The organism is uncultured Slackia sp. (assembly GCF_934630525.1).
Taxonomy (GTDB): domain Bacteria; phylum Actinomycetota; class Coriobacteriia; order Coriobacteriales; family Eggerthellaceae; genus Slackia.
On record NZ_CAKTVX010000002.1, the window covers coordinates 228,419 to 246,677 of the forward strand.

Consider the following 18,259-nt stretch of genomic DNA (forward strand, 5'->3'; position numbering starts at 1 on the left):
TAGACAAGTTACATTATTCGGTTTTGCGCTCGCACCGCCCGCAACGACGGGGCGCGCGCAAGGCCGAAGCCCGAAAAAGAAAGGAACGCCATGAGCAAAGTCATCGAAAAGCTCAAGAACGTTGGCCCGGGTGCTCTCGTGGCCGCGGGCTTCGTCGGCCCCGGCACGGTTACCACGTGCACCGTTTCCGGCGCGAGCGTCGGCTACACTATGCTGTGGGCCCTCGTGTTCGCCACCGTCGCCACCATCATCTTCCAGGAAATGGCCGCCCGCGTCGGCATCGCCAGCCAGAAAGGCCTGGGCGAGAACATCCGCGACCGCATTCCCAATCCCGTGTTGAAGGGCCTGGCCATCGCAATCGTCATTATCGCTATCTTCATCGGCAACGTCGCCTATGAAACCGGCAACATCACCGGCGGTATCCTGGGCATCCAGGCCGTCGCGCCCGGCATTCCCATGGGCGCCATCGTCGTTATCGTGGGCCTGCTGGCAGCCATCGTGATGTTCATCGGCCACTACAACCTCATCGAGAAAGTGCTCACGGCCATCGTCGTGTTCATGGGCGTGGTTTTCCTGGTCACCGCATTTGCTTCCAACCCCGATTGGGGCGCCATTATTTCCGGCATGTTCACGCCGCATCTGCCCACGAACAACTCCACCGGCCTGATGACCGCCATCGGCCTCGTCGGCACCACCATCGTGCCGTACAACCTGTTCCTGCATGCCTCTTCCGCAGCCGAACGCTGGAAGGACCCCGAGCAGATTTCCGATGCCCGCTTCGACGCCGTGCTCTCTATTGCCTTGGGCGGCATCATTTCCATGGCTATTTTGATCTGCGCCGCCGCAAACCTGCACCCGCTGTGGACGACCTGGGAAGTTGACGGCGCTACCGTCGCCGGCATCACGACCGTCGCGGGCGACCAGATCGCAAGCGCGAAGATCAACGGCCAGGTCATGGCTCTCGCGCTCACGCCACTTCTGGGCGACTGGTCTACGTGGATGATCGGCCTTGGCCTTCTTGCCGCTGGTTTCTCTTCGGCCATCACCGCTCCCCTTTCCGCGGCGTACGCCGTGAATGGCGTGCTCGGCTGGGGCAAGGGCCTGAAGGACGCGAAGTTCAAGATCGTTTGGGCCATCGTCCTCGTATGCGGCTGCTGCATGGCGATTGCTTGGGGCAAGAGTCCGACGCAGCTCATCCTTGTTGCGCAGGCCGCAAACGCGATTCTGCTGCCCATCATGGCGTTCTTCGTCATCTTCTGCGCAAACGGCAAAGACCTGGGCAAGTTCAAGAACCATGCCTTCGCCAACATCGCCGGCGTCATCATCATCGTGGTTACGCTGTTCATTTGCTACCGCAACATGACGAACTTCCTCACCTCGCTGCAAGCCCTCATCGGCATGTAAGTCACGGAAGCTATCAATACCCAAGAAAGGCCGCTCTTCGGAACGGCCTTTTTCATGCGTCAAAATGTCGTCCCGCCGCCCCGCGCCCGCCCCGGGTGCCGCGCAAAGACCACACCGGGCTACCGTTCGCCTACGGCTCACTATGCGCCCGCTTGACGGCGTTTCATTTTGAAATGAAACGCAGGAATGAACGCCGACGGTCTTTACACGGCACTCGGGGTGGGCGCGAGCCTGCACGATTATTCATTGTCAGCTCGCCCAACTTCCCGAAGGGCTTGCCGAGGTCGTCTGCGCTCAAACTTGCCCTTCATTCCAAAGTTAAGCGCAGCCAGGTGAGCGCATAGCGAGCGAAGCGAACGGTAGCGAACCGTGGCCCCGGCAAGCCCTTCGGGAAGCTGGGCGAGCGACGGAATATGAAAGCACCGTAGAAAAAGGCGCCCTCCCGAAGGAGAGCGCCTTTGAGCCTCTTGAAGAGTCGTCGGCAGGAATCGACCGATTCGGTTACTGCTTGTCGGCGATAGCAGCCTGAGCGGCAGCCAGGCGAGCCAGCGGCACGCGGTAGGGGCTGCAGGAGACGTAGTCGAGACCGATCTTGTGGAAGGTCTTGACCGAGTCGGGGTCGCCACCGTGCTCGCCGCACACGCCGCACACCAGATCGGGGTTGCCCTCGTGACCCAGCTCAACACCCATCTTCACGAGCTTGGCAACGCCCGGGTCGACGGTCGCGAACGGGTTGTAAGGCAGCAGCTTCTCGGCGAGGTACTGCGGAATGAACTCAGCCTCAACGTCGTCGCGGCTGAAGCCGAACGTCGTCTGGGTGAGGTCGTTGGTGCCGAAGCTGAAGAAGTCGGCCTTGGTGGCGATTTCGTCAGCGGTCACGGCAGCGCGAGGCAGCTCAATCATGGTGCCAATGGGAAGCTCGAGCTCAACGCCCTGCTCCTCGGCAACTTCGGCGATAACGCGCTCGGCGACGCCGCGCATCTTGTCGAGCTCCTTCACCGTGGAAACCAGCGGGATCATGATCTCGGGCTTGGGATCGAGGCCTTCCTTCTTGAGCTTGGCAGCAGCGGACGCAATAGCGCGCACCTGCATCTCGGGAAGGATGGGATACACGATGCCCAAACGGCAGCCGCGCAGGCCCAACATCGGGTTCTGCTCAGCCATGGAATCGATCTTGTCCATGAGCTCGCGCTTCGCGGCGATTTCCTTCGCATCGGCGCCGGTGGCCTCCATGCGGGCGATTTCCACATCGAGGGCACGCGGGCTCTCGAGGAACTCGTGCAGAGGCGGATCGAGCAGACGAACAATAACCGGCAAGCCGTCCATAGCCTTGAACATGCCATAGAAGTCGCCCGTCTGAGCTTCGAACAGCTGCTCGACAGCTTCCTTGCGAACTTCTTCGTCCTCGTTCAGGATGAAGGTCTGAATAATCTGCTTGCGCTCGCCCAGGAACATGTGCTCGGTACGGTCGAGGCCAATGCCCTCGGCGCCGAAGTCGCGGGAAAGCTGCGCATCGGCTGGGTTGTCGGCGTTGGCGCGAACGCCCAGGCGGCGATACTCGTCGGCCCACTCGAGAATGGTGTCGAGGTCGCCGGTGAGCTCAGGCATAACCAGGTCGACAGCGCCCAGAACAACGATGCCGGTGGTGCCGTCGAGCGAAATCATGTCGCCCTCGTGGATCACGATATCGGTGCCGGTAAGCGCGGCTTCCTTCTTCTCGGCGTCAATCTTGAGCTGCTCAACGCCGCAAACGCACGGAGCGCCCATGCCGCGGGCAATAACGGCAGCATGGCTGGTCTTGCCACCATGGCTGGTGAGAATACCTTCGGCAGCAATCATGCCAGCGAGGTCGTCGGGAGTGGTCTCCCAGCGAACGAGCACGCACTTCTTGCCTTCTTCGGCGGCCTTCACAGCGTCGGCAGCCGAGAACACGGCACCGCCCACAGCAGCGCCCGGAGAAGCGTTCAGGCCACGGGCGAGCACGTCGTAGTTAGCGTTCTTGTCGAACTGCGGGTGCAGCAGCTGGTCGAGCTGAGCGGGGTCGACGCGGCACACAGCCTCTTCCTTGGTGATGAGGCCTTCTTTTTCCATCTCAATGGCGATGTGCAGCGCGGCGGCGGCGGTACGCTTGCCCACGCGAGTCTGCAGCATCCACAGCTTGCCCTGCTCGATGGTGAACTCGATGTCGCACATGTCGCGATAGTGGTTCTCGAGAATGGTGAACACGCCCTCGAGCTCCTTGCCGGCTTCCTGCAGGCCGTCGACATGCTTCAGCTCGGCGATGGGGCTCGTGTTGCGAATGCCCGCGACAACGTCTTCGCCCTGGGCGTTCACCAGGTAGTCGCCGTAGAATTCCTTCTCGCCGTTTGCGGGGTTGCGGGTAAATGCAACGCCGGTAGCGGAAGTCTCGCCCTTGTTGCCGAACACCATGCACTGCACGTTAACGGCGGTGCCCAGATCGTCGGCAATCTTGTTCTGCTTGCGGTAGAGCACCGCGCGCGGGTTGTTCCAGCTGCCGAACACGGCCTCGATGGCCAGCTTCAGCTGAACGTCGGGGTTCTGCGGGAAAGCGACCGCGCCGTCAACGACGAGCTCGGGATGCTCTTCGGCGGAAACGTTCTGGGAGAAAATCTGCTTGAATTCGGCGACGAGTTCCTGCAGGTCTTCAGCGGAAAGCTCGGTGTCGCTCTTCACGCCGCGAGCGAGCTTCTTGGCGGTAATGGCGTTTTCGAACAGGTCGCCGTCGAGGCCCATAACCACGTTCGAGAACATCTGGATGAAGCGGCGATAGCTATCCCACGAGAAGCGAGCGTTGTCGGTGTGCTTGATGAGGCCGTGAACCGACTCGTCGTTCAGACCAAGGTTCAGAACCGTGTCCATCATGCCGGGCATCGACATGGGGGCGCCGGAACGAACGGAAACGAGCAGCGGATCTTCAGCATCGCCAATGCGCTTGCCGATACGCTTCTCGAGGTCGAGGCGATACTCTTGAATGGTGTCGAGCGCGCCTTCGGGCCACGTGTTATTCGCGTTTGCATATTCCATGCAGGTCTGGCAGGTGATGGTGAAGCCCGGAGGCACGGGCAGGCCAATGAGGGCCATTTCGGCGAGGTTCGCGCCCTTGCCGCCAAGGATGTTCTTCATATCCTTGTTGCCTTCAGTAACGTTGTTGCCCTCAGCGTCCTTGCCGAACGCGTAGACACGCTTAACGTCTGCAGTCAATGTCTTCTCCTAACATATGAAGTCTAAAAAGTACTGCACCGTGTAATTATCACTCAATCGCACTTTTTTGAAGAGGGTGAGCCAGCTCGAAGTACCGTAATATCTCCTGAGCGGTTTCTTCGACGGCTTTATTGTCGGTTCTGATCACAATACATCCAAGTTTTCGCATGAGCGCGCGAGCCTCTTCGAGGTCTTGATAGACCATTTCGGGCTCGGCGTAGCTCGCGGCGACCATGGAAGCGATGCGCCCCGAACCGCCCAAGCGGCGCTGGCGAATGCCCACGAGCACATCGGGAGTCGTCATAAGGCCGAAGATGCGCGACGGATCGCAGTCATAAATCTCCTTCGGCGGCTCGGTTCCAAGCGCGAGCGGCACATTGGCAACCTTGTAGCCCTCCATGCCCATGTAAATGGAAATAGGGGTTTTGCTCGAACGCGAAACGCCCAACAGCACAATATCGGCATCAGGCAAATCTTGCGGGTTGCGGCCGTCGTCGTGCTCCACCGTGAATTCCATGGCGGCAATGCGGCGGAAATAGTTCTGGTCGACCGTGCGCATGAGACCCGGGTCACGACTCGCTTCAAGCCCCGAGGCTTTCTCGAGCGCCGAAATAGGCCCTCCCATCAAATCGACGGCATGCATGCCGCGTTCGTCACAAAACGCCTGCATCAAATGGCGCATTTCATCGTCGACGAGCGTGTAGAACACCACGAGATCATCAGGCTTGCCCTTGGCGCGATGCGATTCCTGATGCTTGCTCAAAAAACCCGCGATTTCATTAAAGCTGCGAACCTTGGGCAGCGTCTCGATATACGGATCGGGGTAGCCAAACTGCCCCGCCGCCGCGCGGGCGAGAGAATGGGCCGTCGCGCCAAGCGAGTCGCTCACAATATGAATCGTGGGAAACGGCGTGTCGTTGTTCACTCCAATAAATCCTTCATTCGATGCCATGCATGTCCCCTTTCTGAAGCGCCCTGCTTCATAGCATTCGCCCCATATTGTTTCATACATTACAAAAGAAAGAGGTTTGGCGAGGCCCTCGCCAAGACCGTCGGTGTTCAAGCTTGCACTTCTTTCAAAACGAAACACCGCCAAGCGAGCGCATAGAGAACGAAGTGAACGGTAGCCCGCTGCGGTCTTGGCGAAGGCCTCGCCAAACCCCCGATGGGATACGAAAAAGGGCCCGCCGCATGGCAGGCCCTTCAAAAGCTCTATTTCTTGGCCATTTTGCCGAAGTCGGCGACGTCTTTGAACACGGCGACGAAACGGTTGAGCAAGCGCAGGCGGTTCTCGCGAATCGCCTCGTTCTCGTCCATGACCATAACGCCGTCGAAGAACGCGTCGATGGGAGCGCGCAAATTAGCGAGCTCGGCCAAAGCGGCGGCGTAATCGTTGCCGGTGAGATGCTCTGCAACCTTGCTTTCGGCGGCGGCAACCGCGTCGAGCAGCGCACGTTCCTCGTCGCCAAGCAGCGACTCGTCAACGTTCGTGCCCAGCTTCTCGTCGCGCAGGTTGTTCGCGCGGGCGTACGCGGTGGCCAAATCGTCGAACGTCTCGGCCTGCTGCTCGCGGGCAGCCACAAGCGCGCGCACGCGCTGCATGAACACGACGGGCTCTTCAACGCTCACGGCAAGCACGGCCTCGATGGCGTCGGGGGAAGCACCCTCGTCTTTCGCCATGACCTTCGTACGCGTGATGAAGAAGTCGACCACGTCGGCGCGAACGGCGGCGGCGTCGAACTCGATGCCCTGATCCGCATAGCTCGCAAGCGCCACGTCAATGGCGGCGCCGAGCGAAATGTCGAGACCCTTGTCGGAAAGCAGCATAGTCACGATGCCCAGCGCGCTGCGGCGCAACGCGAACGGGTCGGAAGAGCCCGTGGGGCCCTGGCCAATGGCGAACAGGCCGCAGATGGTATCGAGCTTGTCGGCGATAGCCACGATGCAGCCAACGCGCTCGGCCGGCACATCGTCGCCCGAGAAACGCGGGCGGTAGTGGTCGGCAATGGCGCGCGCCACGGCGTCGGTCTCGCCGGAGGCCTTGGCGTAGTAGCTGCCCATGATGCCCTGCACGCTCGTAAATTCCACGACCGCACCCGTGACCAGGTCGGCCTTGGCCAAATAGGCGGCGCGCTCAGCGTCGGCGGCCTCTTGGCCCGTCGCGCCGGCGTCGGCGGCGATGGCCTTGGCGAGCGCCACAATGCGGTCGGTCTTGGCGCGCGTGGTGCCAAGCTTTTCCTGGAACACGACGGTGTCAAGGCGCTCAACGTAATCTTCGAGCGGGTGCTTCAGGTCTTCGTCGTAGAAGAACTTCGCGTCGTAAAGGCGAGCGGCCACGACGCGCTGGTTGCCGTCGACGATGTTCGCTTCGAACTTCGGATCGCCGTTCGAGGTGATGAGGAACTTGTTCGCAAGCGTTCCATCGGCGTTGAACAGCGGGAAATAGCGCTGGTGCACAAGCATGGCGTCAACGGTGATTTCCTTAGGAACCGCCAAGAACAGCTCGTCGAACTCGCCCACCATGACCGTGGGGAACTCGGCGAGGTTCACGACCTCGGCCATGGTCTTCGCGGGAAGCTCGGCCACAAGGCCCGTCTTCTCTTCGATAGCCGCGACTTGCTCGCGAATGGAAGCCTCACGCTCGGCCTCGGTGGGCACCACGTTGTGCTCGCGAAGCACGTCGATAAGCGCGTCGGCCGAAGCGACCTCCCACGGGCCGGGCGCCAGGAAGCGATGGCCGCAGGTGGTGTTGCCAGCGGTCAGGCCCGCGAACTCAACGGGAACCACCGCGTCGCCGTGCATGGCGAACAACCAGCGAACAGGGCGGCTGAAGTGCTCGTGGCGCGAGCCCCAGCGCTGCGAACGCGGCCAATAGATGGAGGTGATGAGGTTCTGCAGAATTTCAGGCAGAAGCGTGACCACCTGCACCGACGGGGTCGATTTCACGGCGTACACGTACTCGACGCCGTTCTCGTCGCGGCGCTCAAGGGCGCTTGCGTCAACGCCCTTGCCGCGAGCGAAGCCCAAGGCGGCCTTCGTGGGGTTGCCGTCGGCGTCGAACGCGATTTTCGCAGCGGGGCCGCGGAAGGTTTCGGTCAAAGCCTCGGTAGCCTCGGGCACGGCGAGCGCGCTCACAATAAGGCGGCGCGGCGTGGAGTACACCGAAATCTCGCCATGGGGAATGCCCGCGCCATCGAGCGCGTCGGCGAACATGCCGCCGAGCTTTTCGGTTGCGGCATGCAGAGCGAAAGCGGGCAGCTCTTCGGTGCCGATTTCAAACGTCAGCGTCTGATTCGCCATGATTTACGCCTCCTCGCCTTCCTCGGCCGGCTTCACGCCAACCACGTGTTCCAAATAGCTTGCGCAGCACGCCTTAGCAATGGTGCGCACGCGCAGAATGTAGCCCATGCGCTCCGTGGCCGAAATCACGCCGCGCGCATCGAGCAGGTTGAAGGCGTGCGAGCACTTCAGCACGTAGTCATACGCGGGAAGCGGCAGACCGGCGGCCAGCACGCGGTTGCACTCGGCTTCGTAGCGATCGAATTCGCCGAACAGCATGTCGGTGTCGGCAACCTCGAAGTTGTACGCCGAGAACTCGCGCTCGTTTTCCAAGAACACGTCGCCGTAGGTGAACTCGAGGCCGTCGTCGCCGCGGCTCCACACGATGTCATACACCGAGTCGACGCCCTGCACGTACATGGCCAAACGCTCCAGGCCATAGGTGACCTCAGAGGGAACGGGGTCGCACTCGAAGCCGCCGACCTGCTGGAAGTAGGTGAACTGCGTCACTTCCATGCCGTCGATCCACACTTCCCAGCCAAGGCCCCAGGCGCCCAGCGTGGGCGATTCCCAGTCGTCCTCGACGAAGCGCACGTCGTGCTCGGCGACCGTGATGCCAATGGCTTCCAAGCTGCCCAGGTACAAATCCTGAATGTTGTCGGGCGAAGGCTTCATGAGCACCTGGAACTGGTAGTAGTGCTGCATGCGGTTCGGGTTTTCGCCATAGCGGCCGTCAGCCGGTCGGCGGCACGGCTGCACATAGCACGAACGCCAGGCGTCGGGGCCCAGCGAGCGCAGCGTGGTGGCCGTGTGGAACGTGCCCGCGCCTACTTCGTTGTCGTAAGGTTGCATAACAACGCAGCCGTTGTCTGCCCAGTAGCGCTGCAGTCGCAGGATGATCTCCTGGAACGTGGGCGCCTCGGGCCTGGGAGCTTTGCTCATTTACAGCACTCCTATATGGTTGAGGGGCCAATAGATCGCGACAGCGCGGCCGGTGACGGTTTTGCTGTCGATGGGTCCGAAATAACGGGAATCCGCAGAATCGGTTCGATTATCTCCCATTACCCAAAGATACCCTTCGGGAATGGTATAGGGATAGCTTATAGAAACATTCGCCGCGGTTTTCAGCGGCTCGGAAGGCTTGCCTTCGGTATAGGGCTCGTTTTGCGCAACGCCGTCGATATACACGGTGCCATCGATGAGGTCGACCGTTTGACCGCCCGTGGCAATAACGCGCTTGATGAGCGTGCGGCCTGCGATTTCAGGGTCTTCGAACGTCACGATGTCGCCGGCCTGCGGCTCATGCGTGTAATAGGTGATTTTCTCGGACCACACGTTGTCGCCCACTTCGATGGTGTCTTCCATGGAGCCCGAGGGAATCGTGTACGGGCATACCACGAAGTTTTGGAGCAGCCACACCAGACCGATAACGAAAACGATGTAGAACACCCACGAGAGCGCTTTTCGCAAACCCCCACCGGCGCTTGAGCCATGCTGGCCATAAGCCATGAAACGTGCATCCTCTCAAATAAAAAGGCGCCCCGTTAGGCGCCTTCGATTGTGCCATCGCGCAATGATAGCAAAAAAGCCCGCTCGGCTTGCGAAACATTGGCACTCTCCAACAAATCGGGACGCAAGCGCGCCGTGCGAATGAGCGATTGTTGGCGGCGCCACGCATCGACCTTGCCGTGGTCGCCCGACAGAAGCACGCTGGGAACCTCCATGCCGCGAAAATTCGCGGGGCGCGTGTACTGCGGGTATTCGAGCAAGCCGTCGTAGAAGCTCTCGTCGATGGAGCTGCCCTCGTCGCCCAACACGCCCGGAATCAGGCGCACCACGGCGTCGATGACCACCATAGACGCGAGCTCGCCCGAGGTGAGCACATAATCGCCCAGCGAAATGCACTTGTCGGCGAGCGTATAAGCGCGCTCGTCAATGCCCTCGTAATGCCCGCAAATGAACAGCAGGCGATCTTTCTCGGAAAGCTCGGTGGCAACGCCCTGGTCGAACGGCTCGCCGCAGGGCGTGAGGAAGATGGTGTAGGGCGCGCTTCCCTCAGCGACGATGTCGTCGTACGCCTCGAAGATGGGGTCGCACTTCATTACCAGGCCCTGGCCACCGCCGTACGGGTCGTCGTCGGTGGTGCGATGGCGGTCGTGCGTCCAATCGCGCAGGTCGTGGGCGTGGAAATCGAGCGCGCCCGATGCCTGAGCGCGCTTCATGATCGACTCGCCCATAACCGAATCGTACATATGCGGGAACGTGGAAAGCGTATCGATGCGCACGGTACTACTCCTCCTCCGCTTCCGACATATCAACCAAGCCGGCCGGCAGGTCCATGTAGATCACGCCCTCGGCTTCGTCAATATCGACAATGAAATCTTCCACGAAGGGAATGAGCACCTGCTCGCCCTCTTCGGTTTCCACCACAATGAGGTACTGCGTCGGCATCTCGCGCACTTCCACGATTTCGCCCACGTACCCCTTGGTTTCATCCTCCACCTCAAAGCCCACGATGCGCTCGGTGGCATACGAGGCGCCTTCCTCAAAGCCTTCCGGCAAATCGGCGCGCTCGACAATCACGTGGCTTCCCACGAGCTTCTCGGCAGTGTCGAGGTTTTTCACGCCGGAAAACGCCACGAGCCAATCGTGGCCGCCGGCATGCGTTGCCTCTTTTACTTTTGCCTCGCGCGGCCCATCGATTGTGGGCGGCACGAAGTGAACGCGAAGGCCTTCAGATAAAAGAAAAGGAAGGCCCCGTACCGGGCGTACGGTGAGCCTTCCCTTCAAGCCTTGCGTTGCGACGAGTTCGGCCACATCGGCCCAACGACGCGACATATACGCTACCCTTCGACGAGTTCGACTTCCACGGCGTTGCCGTTGCCACATGCGGCAGCACGGGCGAGCACGCGAATCGACTTGATTACGCGGCCCTGACGGCCAATCACCTTGCCAGCGTCGTCTGCGGCCACGCGAATCTCCACGAGCTCGCAGCCGTCGTTGGTAAAGGTGGAAGTAACTTCCACGGCGTCTACGTCATCGACGAGAGGCTCGACGATGCCGCGCACCAACTCGACGATGCCGGATGAAGTCTCGGCCATGACTACTGAGCCTTCTTGACCGTATCGATCAGGCGAGCAACGGTGTCGGTAGGCTGAGCGCCCTTGGCCATCCAGTCGGCAACCTTCTCGAGGTCGAGGGTGATCTCAGAGGGATCGGTGTTGGGGTTGTAACGGCCAACCTGCTCGATGTAACGACCATCGCGGGTGCAGCGGCCATCGGCCACGACGACGCGGTAGACAGGATGCTTTTTTGCGCCATGGCGGGCGAGGCGAATCTTGACTGCCATTTAGAAAACTCCTTAACGTGTTTTACTACGAATTCAAAACATGCGAGGGAACATGATATCTCCTGCTCCCCCACTTTTCAAGCCGACCTCGCGAAAGAGGTGCTCAGCGGGGCCGGTTTATGCGGGGTTTGTGAAGCCGAAGCCCACAAACCCCGATTATTTGCGTGTGCGGCGGCGCTTAGTGGCGACGACGCGGGGTGCGATGCTCGTTGGCTTCGCGGTTGGAACGACCCGGACGATGGTCGGTTTTCTCGCCGCGGTCGCGACGCTCGCCGCGATCTTCGCGGTCGCCGCGCTCGTGGCGGGGCGCCGGAGCGGAACCTTCAGGAGCATCGGGCTTCTCCAAGCGGTCGAGCGAGATTTTGCCCGACTTCGGATCGATCTCGATAACCTGGACCTTCACCATGTCGCCCATGGAGAGCACGTCCTCGACCTGGCCGACGCGACCGTTGGCCATACGGGAGATATGCAGCAGGCCGTCCTTGGAAGGCGTGAGCTTGATGAACGCGCCGAAGCTCTGGATGCCAACCACGGGGCCCTCGTAAACCTCGCCCACTTCGGGGACCTTCACGATGGCCTCGATGGCAGCGCGAGCAGCCTTGCCGGCTTCCTGGTCGACGGACGCGATATGCACGGTGCCGTCTTCCTGAATTTCAATCGAAGCACCCGTGGAATCCTGGATGCCGCGAATGGTTTCGCCGCCCTTGCCAATGACCTCGCGAATCTTGTCGACCGCGATGTGGATGGTGTCGATGCGCGGCGCGGTATCGCGCAGCTCTTCGCGGGGCGCGGCGATTTCGGCAAGCATGGCCTGCAGAATGAAGTGGCGGCCAGCCTTGGCCTGCTTCAGCGCGCGGCCGAGAATCTCGGTGGACAGGCCCTTGGCCTTGTTGTCCATCTGAAGGGCGGTGATGCCCTTCTCGGTGCCCGTGACCTTGAAGTCCATGTCACCCAGGAAGTCTTCCAGGCCCTGGATGTCAGAAAGAATGACGACGTCGTCGCCTTCCTTAATAAGGCCCATAGCAATGCCGGAAACAGGAGCCTTGATAGGCACGCCCGCGTCCATGAGCGCCAGGGTGGAACCGCAGGTGGAAGCCATCGAAGAGGAACCGTTCGATTCCATGATCTCGCTCACCACGCGAATGGCGTAGGGGAACTCGTCTTCGCTGGGCAGCACCGGCAGAAGCGCGCGCTCGGCGAGAGCGCCGTGGCCGATTTCGCGGCGCTTGGGAGCGCCCATGCGACCCGTTTCACCCGTGCAGTACGGCGGGAAGTTGTACTGGTGCATGTAGCGCTTGGATTCCTGCGGGTCGATGGTGTCGAGGCGCTGGGCTTCGTTGAGCAGACCCAAGGTGCAAATGGAGAGCGCCTGGGTTTGGCCACGCTGGAACAAGCCCGAGCCATGCACGCGAGGCAGGTAGCCGGGGCGAATGTAGAGCGGGCGAATCTCGTCGGCGACGCGGCCGTCGGCACGCTCGCCCGACTCGATGACCATGCGGCGCATGGCATGCTTCTCGAGAGCCTTGCAGGCGGCGGCGATATCGCTGCCCCATGCCGCGAGCTCTTCCTCGGTGAAGTCGTTTTCCTTGATGGACGACTTCAGGGCCTCAACCTTGGCGATGCGCGAAAGCTTGTCGGCATCGTGCAGGGCTGCGCTCATCTCGTCGTAGTGGGCGTCGACGCGCTCGGCGATAGAGGCGTCGGGCACATGAACGGGATATTCCTTGGGCTCGGGAGCGACCTTGGCCAAAAATTCCGCCTGCTTCTCGCAGAAGGCGGCGATGGCCTGCTGGCCGAACTCCATGGCGGCGAGCATGTCTTCCTCAGAAACTTCCTGAGCGCCGGCTTCGACCATAGAGATGTAGTCTTTGGTGCCAGCGATGGTGAGCTCGAGGTCGCTCGTCTCCTGCTCGGCGTAGGTGGGGTTCACGATGAACTCGCCAGTCTCGGCGTTGCGGGCGATGCGCACGCAGGCGGCCGGGCCGTCGAACGGGGTGCCGCCGCACAGAAGCGCGGCAGAGGCGCCGCCCACGCAAATGCAGTCGGGCGGGTTCTGGCCGTCACACGCAAGCGTGGTAGCCACGATGTGGACTTCCTGCTTGAAGCCGTCGGCGAAGCCGGGGCGAATGGGACGGTCAATCATGCGGGCGGTAAGGGTGCCCTTGTCGGAAGGCTTGGCCTCACGCTTGAGGTAGCCGCCCGGAATGCGGCCGACGGCGTACATCTTCTCGATGAAGTCGACGGTCAGCGGGAAGAAGTCGTAGTCCTTCTGCTCCTTGGAGACAACGGCGGTGACCAGGCACGTGGTTTCGCCCTGCGTGACGAGCACGGCGCCGGTGGCCTGCTTGGCGAGCTCGCCGGTTTCCAGGCGGTAGCTCTTGCCGTACAGCTCGAAGCTCTCGACGATCTTTTCCATGTAGAAAGTTCTTCTTTCTCTTCTTCTTCGGAGGCATGCTCTTCATGCCCCTCGCGAGCAAGCGGGGCCCCTGCCCTGCCCGACCGCTATATACTGCAAAAGCCCGCCGAAGCGGGCTCTATGCAAGACTTAGATGTTGTCGCGAATGCCGAGCTTCTTGATGAGAGCGCGGTAGTTCTCGATGTCGCGATCCTTGATGTACTTGAGCAGACGACGACGCTTACCGATGAGCTGCATGAGGCCACGACGGGTGTGGTTGTCCTTCTTGTGCTCCTTGAGGTGCTCGGTGAGGTGCTTGATGCGGTGCGTCATGATGGCGACCTGAACCTCGGCGGAACCGGAATCGCCTTCGCCTTTGCCGTACTCAGCGATGAGTGCCTTGACAGTCTCTTTGTCAATGGAACGAGTGGTTGCAGTCATTGCTCCACCTTTCTTGACACGCGAACGTGCCATCGCGCGGCCGTTGCAAGCCGCTTGCTTTCATTCGCCCAATGCCGCGAATCCATGCAGGTGGTGCGTGGAAACAAGGCCCTGGGTAATTGCAACCGTTGCAGTATATCAGACAATCCCCGCACTTCGCGGGAATTTCACAAGCTTCGAAAGCCGAAAACCTGCCGGACGCCTCCCCGCCTGCGAAATGCTCGCCACCCATCAACGGCCGACGCCCGTTAAAAGCTCGCCACCCTTTTAAAAGCTCGTAGCATTTAACAGGTTGGTCGAACTGCGAACACGCCAGGAGCGCAAAAACCTGTTAAGTGCTACGAGCATTTAACAGGTTCCTGGAGGCATCGACCCCAAGCCCGCACTAGCACACGTAGAATCGCCAGGTGCCGTCGACTTCTTCGCGGCGGAGCTTGCCTTGGTTTTCCAGGTAACGCGCGCCGACAAACGCCTCGAGCATCGAGTAGTATCGCGAAATCGAAGGCGCCGCGCGCCAGGCGGCCTCATCTTTCTGCGTAAGCGAACGCCGCGCCAACTCTTCCCCGCCAATGCCGGGGCACTCGCGCACGGTCGCGATCATGCGGTCGCAATGGCGCAGCTTACGCGCCACGATATCGGCCGCACGCGAACGCAGCGTTTGCCCGCCGAACCCCTCGCCGTGCCCGGGAAGCGTCCAATGCACGTGCTGAAGCCACTCGCCATCAACGCCATGCGGCTGCGAATCGTCGCGCTCACGCACCTCAGAATCAGCCGCACCATCGGCAACCTGCACGCGCGAATCGACCCTGCCAAGCTGCAGCTCGTCGGGCTCCTGCACGCGCGCGCCGCGCGGGCCATGCAGCTGCCAGCCGCCCGAGCCAAAGAATCGCTTCTCGCCGAAGCGCTCCGACTGCATGCCGCTCGCGCCGAACACGCGCTTGCCGTCAGAGCGCCACAGGGCAAGCCGCTGCGGGCCATCGCCACTCAGGCCAAGCCCTTCCATATAAAGCGCAAGCGCATCTTCGCCATCGAACGGCGCATCGACGCTCGGCGTGGTACCGAAAATCACTTCATCGCCCGTAAACGACGGCGCGCCGTCGCGCCCCACCAAGCACACCAAATCGAGCGTGTGCCCCGGCACCTCGACAACGTCGAACACGAAGCGCCCCACATGCACCTCATCGCCCTCGCGCACGAAGCGGTAGTCGAACGCGCCCGCCGGCAGAAACGTGGGCTCGTAATCGTTGCGCGAATATTCCTCGGCATCGGCCAGCGTCGCGCCCATCTTCAGCATGCGTCGCACGAACAGCTCGCGCGCGGCCTCGGCGCGAATTGGGCTGCGCTCCTCGAAGCCCACCTCGGACACATACACGCACGTGCCCTCGGGAAACAGCACCCGCACCGCCTCGGCGTGGTCGAAGTGCGTGTGCGTCAAAAACACCTTGCACTCCCCCGGCGCCACACCAAGCTCGAAAAGCGCATTGCGCACGCGGCGCATGCCCGCTTCGTTGGCCGCCCCCGGGTCAACAACCAAGCAATCGCCGCCGTCGCGCACGATGTAGCAATTCGACTCGCCCGAAGCTAAATTAACGAAAGGAACCCGAACGCAATGCACGTCCGGGTTCGAAAAAACTTTGACCATGAATTAACGCGCCTTGTAAACCGAATCGATTCCCTCGAGCGCGCTCGTCTCGGCGAGCGATTTACCCTTGGTCTCGGGAGCAATGAACCACGACATAACCAGGCAAATGCCCACAAGCACCGCCGCCACGAGCATCGTGGGGCCAACACCGAACGCAGCCAAGAACAGCGGCGTGCCGTACGTCGACACAATAGTGCCAATGCGCGAGAAGCCAATGGCGATGCCCACAGCCGAAGCGCGAACCTCGGTCGGGAACAACTCGTTGGGATAAAGCCACTGCAGAATGCCCGGGCCGCCGCTGAAGAATGCGTACAGGCCGAACGCAAGAATCACGACGAAAATCGGAGCCGTGGGCCACACGCCAAGAATGGCAAGGCCCACGCCCATGAACACCAAGCTAATGAGCAACAGCTTGCGGCGTCCCATGGAATTCAGCCAGAACATCGCGGGAATAGAGCCAATCAGGAAGAACAAACTCACGACGCTCTCGCCCAGAATCGATTCCTGTCCCTCACCCAAGCCGAACGCGGTCATGATATCGGGGCCGAACGTGTAAATGGCGTACATCGGCACCACCTGGCACAGAATGAACACGCCCATGAACACCATACGCTTCATGTAGCCGGAATGCAGCAACATGCGCAGCGAGGTCTTCGGCTGCTCTTCTTCATCCTCGAGCTCGACGTCTTCGCCGAACACGCGGTGCACAATCTCGTCAGCCTCTTCCTTGCGGCCCTTCTTCGCGAGCCACATGGGCGATTCGGGAATATCGTGACGGCCAACCAGCAGAATAATGCAGGGAATAACCGCCGAACCGAGCATCCACTTCCAGCCATCGGGCACGGTATACAGGAAGTAGCCCACGAACGCGGCCACCGTAGCGCCCAAATACCACGCCGCCGACACCGCGCCCATTGAAATGCTACGGTATTTCTTCGGCGTGAACTCGGCAATAAGCGAAGTCGCAATGGGATAGTCGGCGCCTACGAACACGCCGATGAAGAAGCGCGCCGCGACGAGCTCCCACGGATTGCTGCAAAAAACGCTCAGAATCGAGAAGAGGGCAATGGCAACCAGGTCGATTATGAACATTTTCTTACGGCCGATGGCATCGGTCAGATAGCCGCCGACAATGGTACCCACCAGAATACCCAGCATAACCGACGCGCCAATGGCGGCCGATTCGGACGCGGTGAGGTTGAACATGGGGGTGATTTGCGTAAGCGCCACGCCGATAAGCGAAAGCACGTAGCCGTCCAAGAATGAACCGCCACTCGAGAAAACTGCGATCTTGCGCAAAAACGGCGTCATCGCGACGTCATCGATGGTCTTTTTCGCCTTGCGCTTCACGTATCGCGCAACGCGTTCGGGCGACCATTTGCCATGTTCTTCAACGTACGCGCGCTGCGTGCGCACGTCGGGGCTCGCCTGATGCAAAATCTCTTCGCGAGCCATGTCGTTGTTTTCGCGGGCCATTTCGCTGTCGTTCTTTGGCGGGCTCACAACTTGAGTCTTTTTCTTAATGCTACTCATTGCTCCTCCTTTGAAACGTAATCGTCTATAAGAAGGCCCGTCGAATCGCTCCGACGAGCCCCACACTCACAAGAAATGCTGTGCGCGAATGCTATGCGCGCTCGGAATCCCACTCAACAATACCATTGTTGAGGAACGGCTTCGATTCGGGAGCGTCGGCGTTGACCATTCGGAACCTTGCCTCGCCCTCGGCCGTCTTCCACACCACGGTGCGCAGGCGAACGCCAGGCAGAACGGGGGAAGTGAAGCGGCACTTGAAGCGCGTCATTGCCTCGGGATGGCCCGGGAACAGCAGGGAAATCACGTGACGCATCGCCACGCCCGCGCTGCTCACGCCGTGAGCGATCGGGCGCTCAAGGCCAGTCTGCTCGGTGTAGGACCAGTCGATGTGCTGCTGATGCCAGTCGCCCATCATGCGGTACACGAGCGGCCAGTTGTAGCCGTAGGTTTCCTCGTAAGCGAAGTCGGCTTCGCGATCGGGGTAATCGACAGCGTCCTTCGGAGGAAGCTCGCCGCCCCAACCACCGTCATAGATGCAGCAGTCGTAGGTATCAACCGTGCACAGGTGCGTGCCGTCGGCGGAATACGACTTGCCCACCTGCTTCGAGAGCGAGCCGCGACCCTCGCCGCGGTCCCAAATGGCCTCTTGGGTCACATAGGTCTCAATGTGGTCAGACATCTTGAACGGCGCATGGAAATGCACGTCGATGCCGTAGTGCAGCGAACCGGAATAATCGAAGCCGTAGTCGAGCGTCGTCGTCATTTCCTCGTTCACAGTCAGCGGCACGGCGAAGATCGGGAGAACCTTCAGGTCGGGGTTTTTCGCGTCGTGCTCGTTGACGTATTCCAAGTCAACGCAACCATCCCAGCCAGCACCGCATCCGAGCGCGCAAATCTCCAAATCTTTGAAGGTGTAGTCGCGCACGAAGGGCCCAAAGGTCTTACCTACGATCTCAGTTGAAATAGCCATGTCCTCCCCTTTCAGCAAACAACT

Annotated in this window: 15 protein-coding genes; 1 reads left to right on the top strand and 14 read right to left on the bottom strand. The window is 60.8% G+C overall.

Going from position 1 to position 18,259, the window contains the following annotated elements; genetic code table 11:
* Positions 1-90 precede the first annotated feature (90 nt).
* Positions 91-1,404 carry an Nramp family divalent metal transporter gene (locus Q0D41_RS03005; protein WP_294374970.1) on the top strand — a complete coding sequence of 438 codons (1,314 nt, stop codon included), beginning with the start codon at positions 91-93 and terminating at the stop codon, positions 1,402-1,404.
* A 501-nt stretch (positions 1,405-1,905) separates the two neighbouring features.
* Here Q0D41_RS03005 and ppdK read toward each other — a convergent pair.
* The 14 genes from ppdK to Q0D41_RS03075 form a co-directional block, all read right to left on the bottom strand.
* Positions 1,906-4,626, bottom strand: a complete 2,721-nt coding sequence (ppdK, locus tag Q0D41_RS03010; protein WP_294374972.1) for a pyruvate, phosphate dikinase — start codon at positions 4,624-4,626, stop codon at positions 1,906-1,908.
* Between the two features lie 49 nt (positions 4,627-4,675).
* Positions 4,676-5,578, bottom strand: a complete 903-nt coding sequence (locus tag Q0D41_RS03015) for a pyruvate, water dikinase regulatory protein (protein ID WP_294374974.1) — start codon at positions 5,576-5,578, stop codon at positions 4,676-4,678.
* 260 nt (positions 5,579-5,838) lie between these two features.
* Positions 5,839-7,926, bottom strand: coding sequence for a glycine--tRNA ligase subunit beta (gene glyS / locus Q0D41_RS03020; RefSeq protein WP_294374976.1), 2,088 nt, complete (start codon positions 7,924-7,926; stop codon positions 5,839-5,841).
* A 3-nt stretch (positions 7,927-7,929) separates the two neighbouring features.
* Positions 7,930-8,847 (bottom strand): glycine--tRNA ligase subunit alpha, encoded by a 918-nt coding sequence (locus Q0D41_RS03025; protein WP_114616038.1) that lies wholly within the window; start codon positions 8,845-8,847, stop codon positions 7,930-7,932.
* The gene (gene lepB / locus Q0D41_RS03030) at positions 8,848-9,414 is read right to left on the bottom strand and encodes a signal peptidase I (protein WP_114616039.1); all 567 of its coding nucleotides are present in this window, start codon (positions 9,412-9,414) and stop codon (positions 8,848-8,850) included.
* A gap of 35 nt (positions 9,415-9,449) precedes the next feature.
* A complete protein-coding gene (gene trmD / locus Q0D41_RS03035) occupies positions 9,450-10,190 on the bottom strand; it encodes a tRNA (guanosine(37)-N1)-methyltransferase TrmD (RefSeq protein WP_294374980.1) in 741 nt (246 codons plus the stop codon).
* A 4-nt stretch (positions 10,191-10,194) separates the two neighbouring features.
* Positions 10,195-10,743 carry a ribosome maturation factor RimM gene (rimM, locus tag Q0D41_RS03040; RefSeq protein ID WP_294374984.1) on the bottom strand — a complete coding sequence of 183 codons (549 nt, stop codon included), beginning with the start codon at positions 10,741-10,743 and terminating at the stop codon, positions 10,195-10,197.
* 5 nt (positions 10,744-10,748) lie between these two features.
* Positions 10,749-11,006 carry a KH domain-containing protein gene (locus Q0D41_RS03045; RefSeq protein ID WP_114616042.1) on the bottom strand — a complete coding sequence of 86 codons (258 nt, stop codon included), beginning with the start codon at positions 11,004-11,006 and terminating at the stop codon, positions 10,749-10,751.
* A gap of 2 nt (positions 11,007-11,008) precedes the next feature.
* Positions 11,009-11,254 carry a 30S ribosomal protein S16 gene (rpsP, locus tag Q0D41_RS03050; RefSeq protein WP_294374986.1) on the bottom strand — a complete coding sequence of 82 codons (246 nt, stop codon included), beginning with the start codon at positions 11,252-11,254 and terminating at the stop codon, positions 11,009-11,011.
* Positions 11,255-11,432: 178 nt separating this feature from the next.
* Positions 11,433-13,670, bottom strand: coding sequence for a polyribonucleotide nucleotidyltransferase (locus Q0D41_RS03055; RefSeq protein WP_294374989.1), 2,238 nt, complete (start codon positions 13,668-13,670; stop codon positions 11,433-11,435).
* 129 nt (positions 13,671-13,799) lie between these two features.
* Positions 13,800-14,090 (bottom strand): 30S ribosomal protein S15, encoded by a 291-nt coding sequence (rpsO, locus tag Q0D41_RS03060; protein WP_123219688.1) that lies wholly within the window; start codon positions 14,088-14,090, stop codon positions 13,800-13,802.
* 385 nt (positions 14,091-14,475) lie between these two features.
* Positions 14,476-15,732, bottom strand: coding sequence for an MBL fold metallo-hydrolase (locus tag Q0D41_RS03065; RefSeq protein ID WP_294375002.1), 1,257 nt, complete (start codon positions 15,730-15,732; stop codon positions 14,476-14,478).
* A 3-nt stretch (positions 15,733-15,735) separates the two neighbouring features.
* Complete coding sequence (locus Q0D41_RS03070; RefSeq protein WP_294375004.1) at positions 15,736-17,265, bottom strand: MFS transporter; 1,530 nt, start codon at positions 17,263-17,265, stop codon at positions 15,736-15,738.
* A 91-nt stretch (positions 17,266-17,356) separates the two neighbouring features.
* Positions 17,357-18,235: a MaoC/PaaZ C-terminal domain-containing protein gene (locus Q0D41_RS03075; RefSeq protein WP_294375007.1), complete on the bottom strand. Its 879-nt coding sequence runs from the start codon at positions 18,233-18,235 to the stop codon at positions 17,357-17,359.
* Positions 18,236-18,259 lie beyond the last annotated feature (24 nt).

Bases quoted from the DNA above. Each gene is read 5' to 3' on its own strand.
- Q0D41_RS03005 (WP_294374970.1), top strand. From the start codon at position 91: ATGAGCAAAGTCATCGAAAAGCTCAAGAACGTTGGCCCGGGTGCTCTC.
- Q0D41_RS03015 (WP_294374974.1), bottom strand. From the start codon at position 5,578: ATGGCATCGAATGAAGGATTTATTGGAGTGAACAACGACACGCCGTTT.
- glyS (WP_294374976.1), bottom strand. From the start codon at position 7,926: ATGGCGAATCAGACGCTGACGTTTGAAATCGGCACCGAAGAGCTGCCC.
- Q0D41_RS03025 (WP_114616038.1), bottom strand. From the start codon at position 8,847: ATGAGCAAAGCTCCCAGGCCCGAGGCGCCCACGTTCCAGGAGATCATC.
- lepB (WP_114616039.1), bottom strand. From the start codon at position 9,414: ATGGCTTATGGCCAGCATGGCTCAAGCGCCGGTGGGGGTTTGCGAAAA.
- rimM (WP_294374984.1), bottom strand. From the start codon at position 10,743: ATGTCGCGTCGTTGGGCCGATGTGGCCGAACTCGTCGCAACGCAAGGC.
- Q0D41_RS03045 (WP_114616042.1), bottom strand. From the start codon at position 11,006: ATGGCCGAGACTTCATCCGGCATCGTCGAGTTGGTGCGCGGCATCGTC.
- rpsP (WP_294374986.1), bottom strand. From the start codon at position 11,254: ATGGCAGTCAAGATTCGCCTCGCCCGCCATGGCGCAAAAAAGCATCCT.
- Q0D41_RS03055 (WP_294374989.1), bottom strand. From the start codon at position 13,670: ATGGAAAAGATCGTCGAGAGCTTCGAGCTGTACGGCAAGAGCTACCGC.
- rpsO (WP_123219688.1), bottom strand. From the start codon at position 14,090: ATGACTGCAACCACTCGTTCCATTGACAAAGAGACTGTCAAGGCACTC.
- Q0D41_RS03065 (WP_294375002.1), bottom strand. From the start codon at position 15,732: ATGGTCAAAGTTTTTTCGAACCCGGACGTGCATTGCGTTCGGGTTCCT.
- Q0D41_RS03070 (WP_294375004.1), bottom strand. From the start codon at position 17,265: ATGAGTAGCATTAAGAAAAAGACTCAAGTTGTGAGCCCGCCAAAGAAC.
- Q0D41_RS03075 (WP_294375007.1), bottom strand. From the start codon at position 18,235: ATGGCTATTTCAACTGAGATCGTAGGTAAGACCTTTGGGCCCTTCGTG.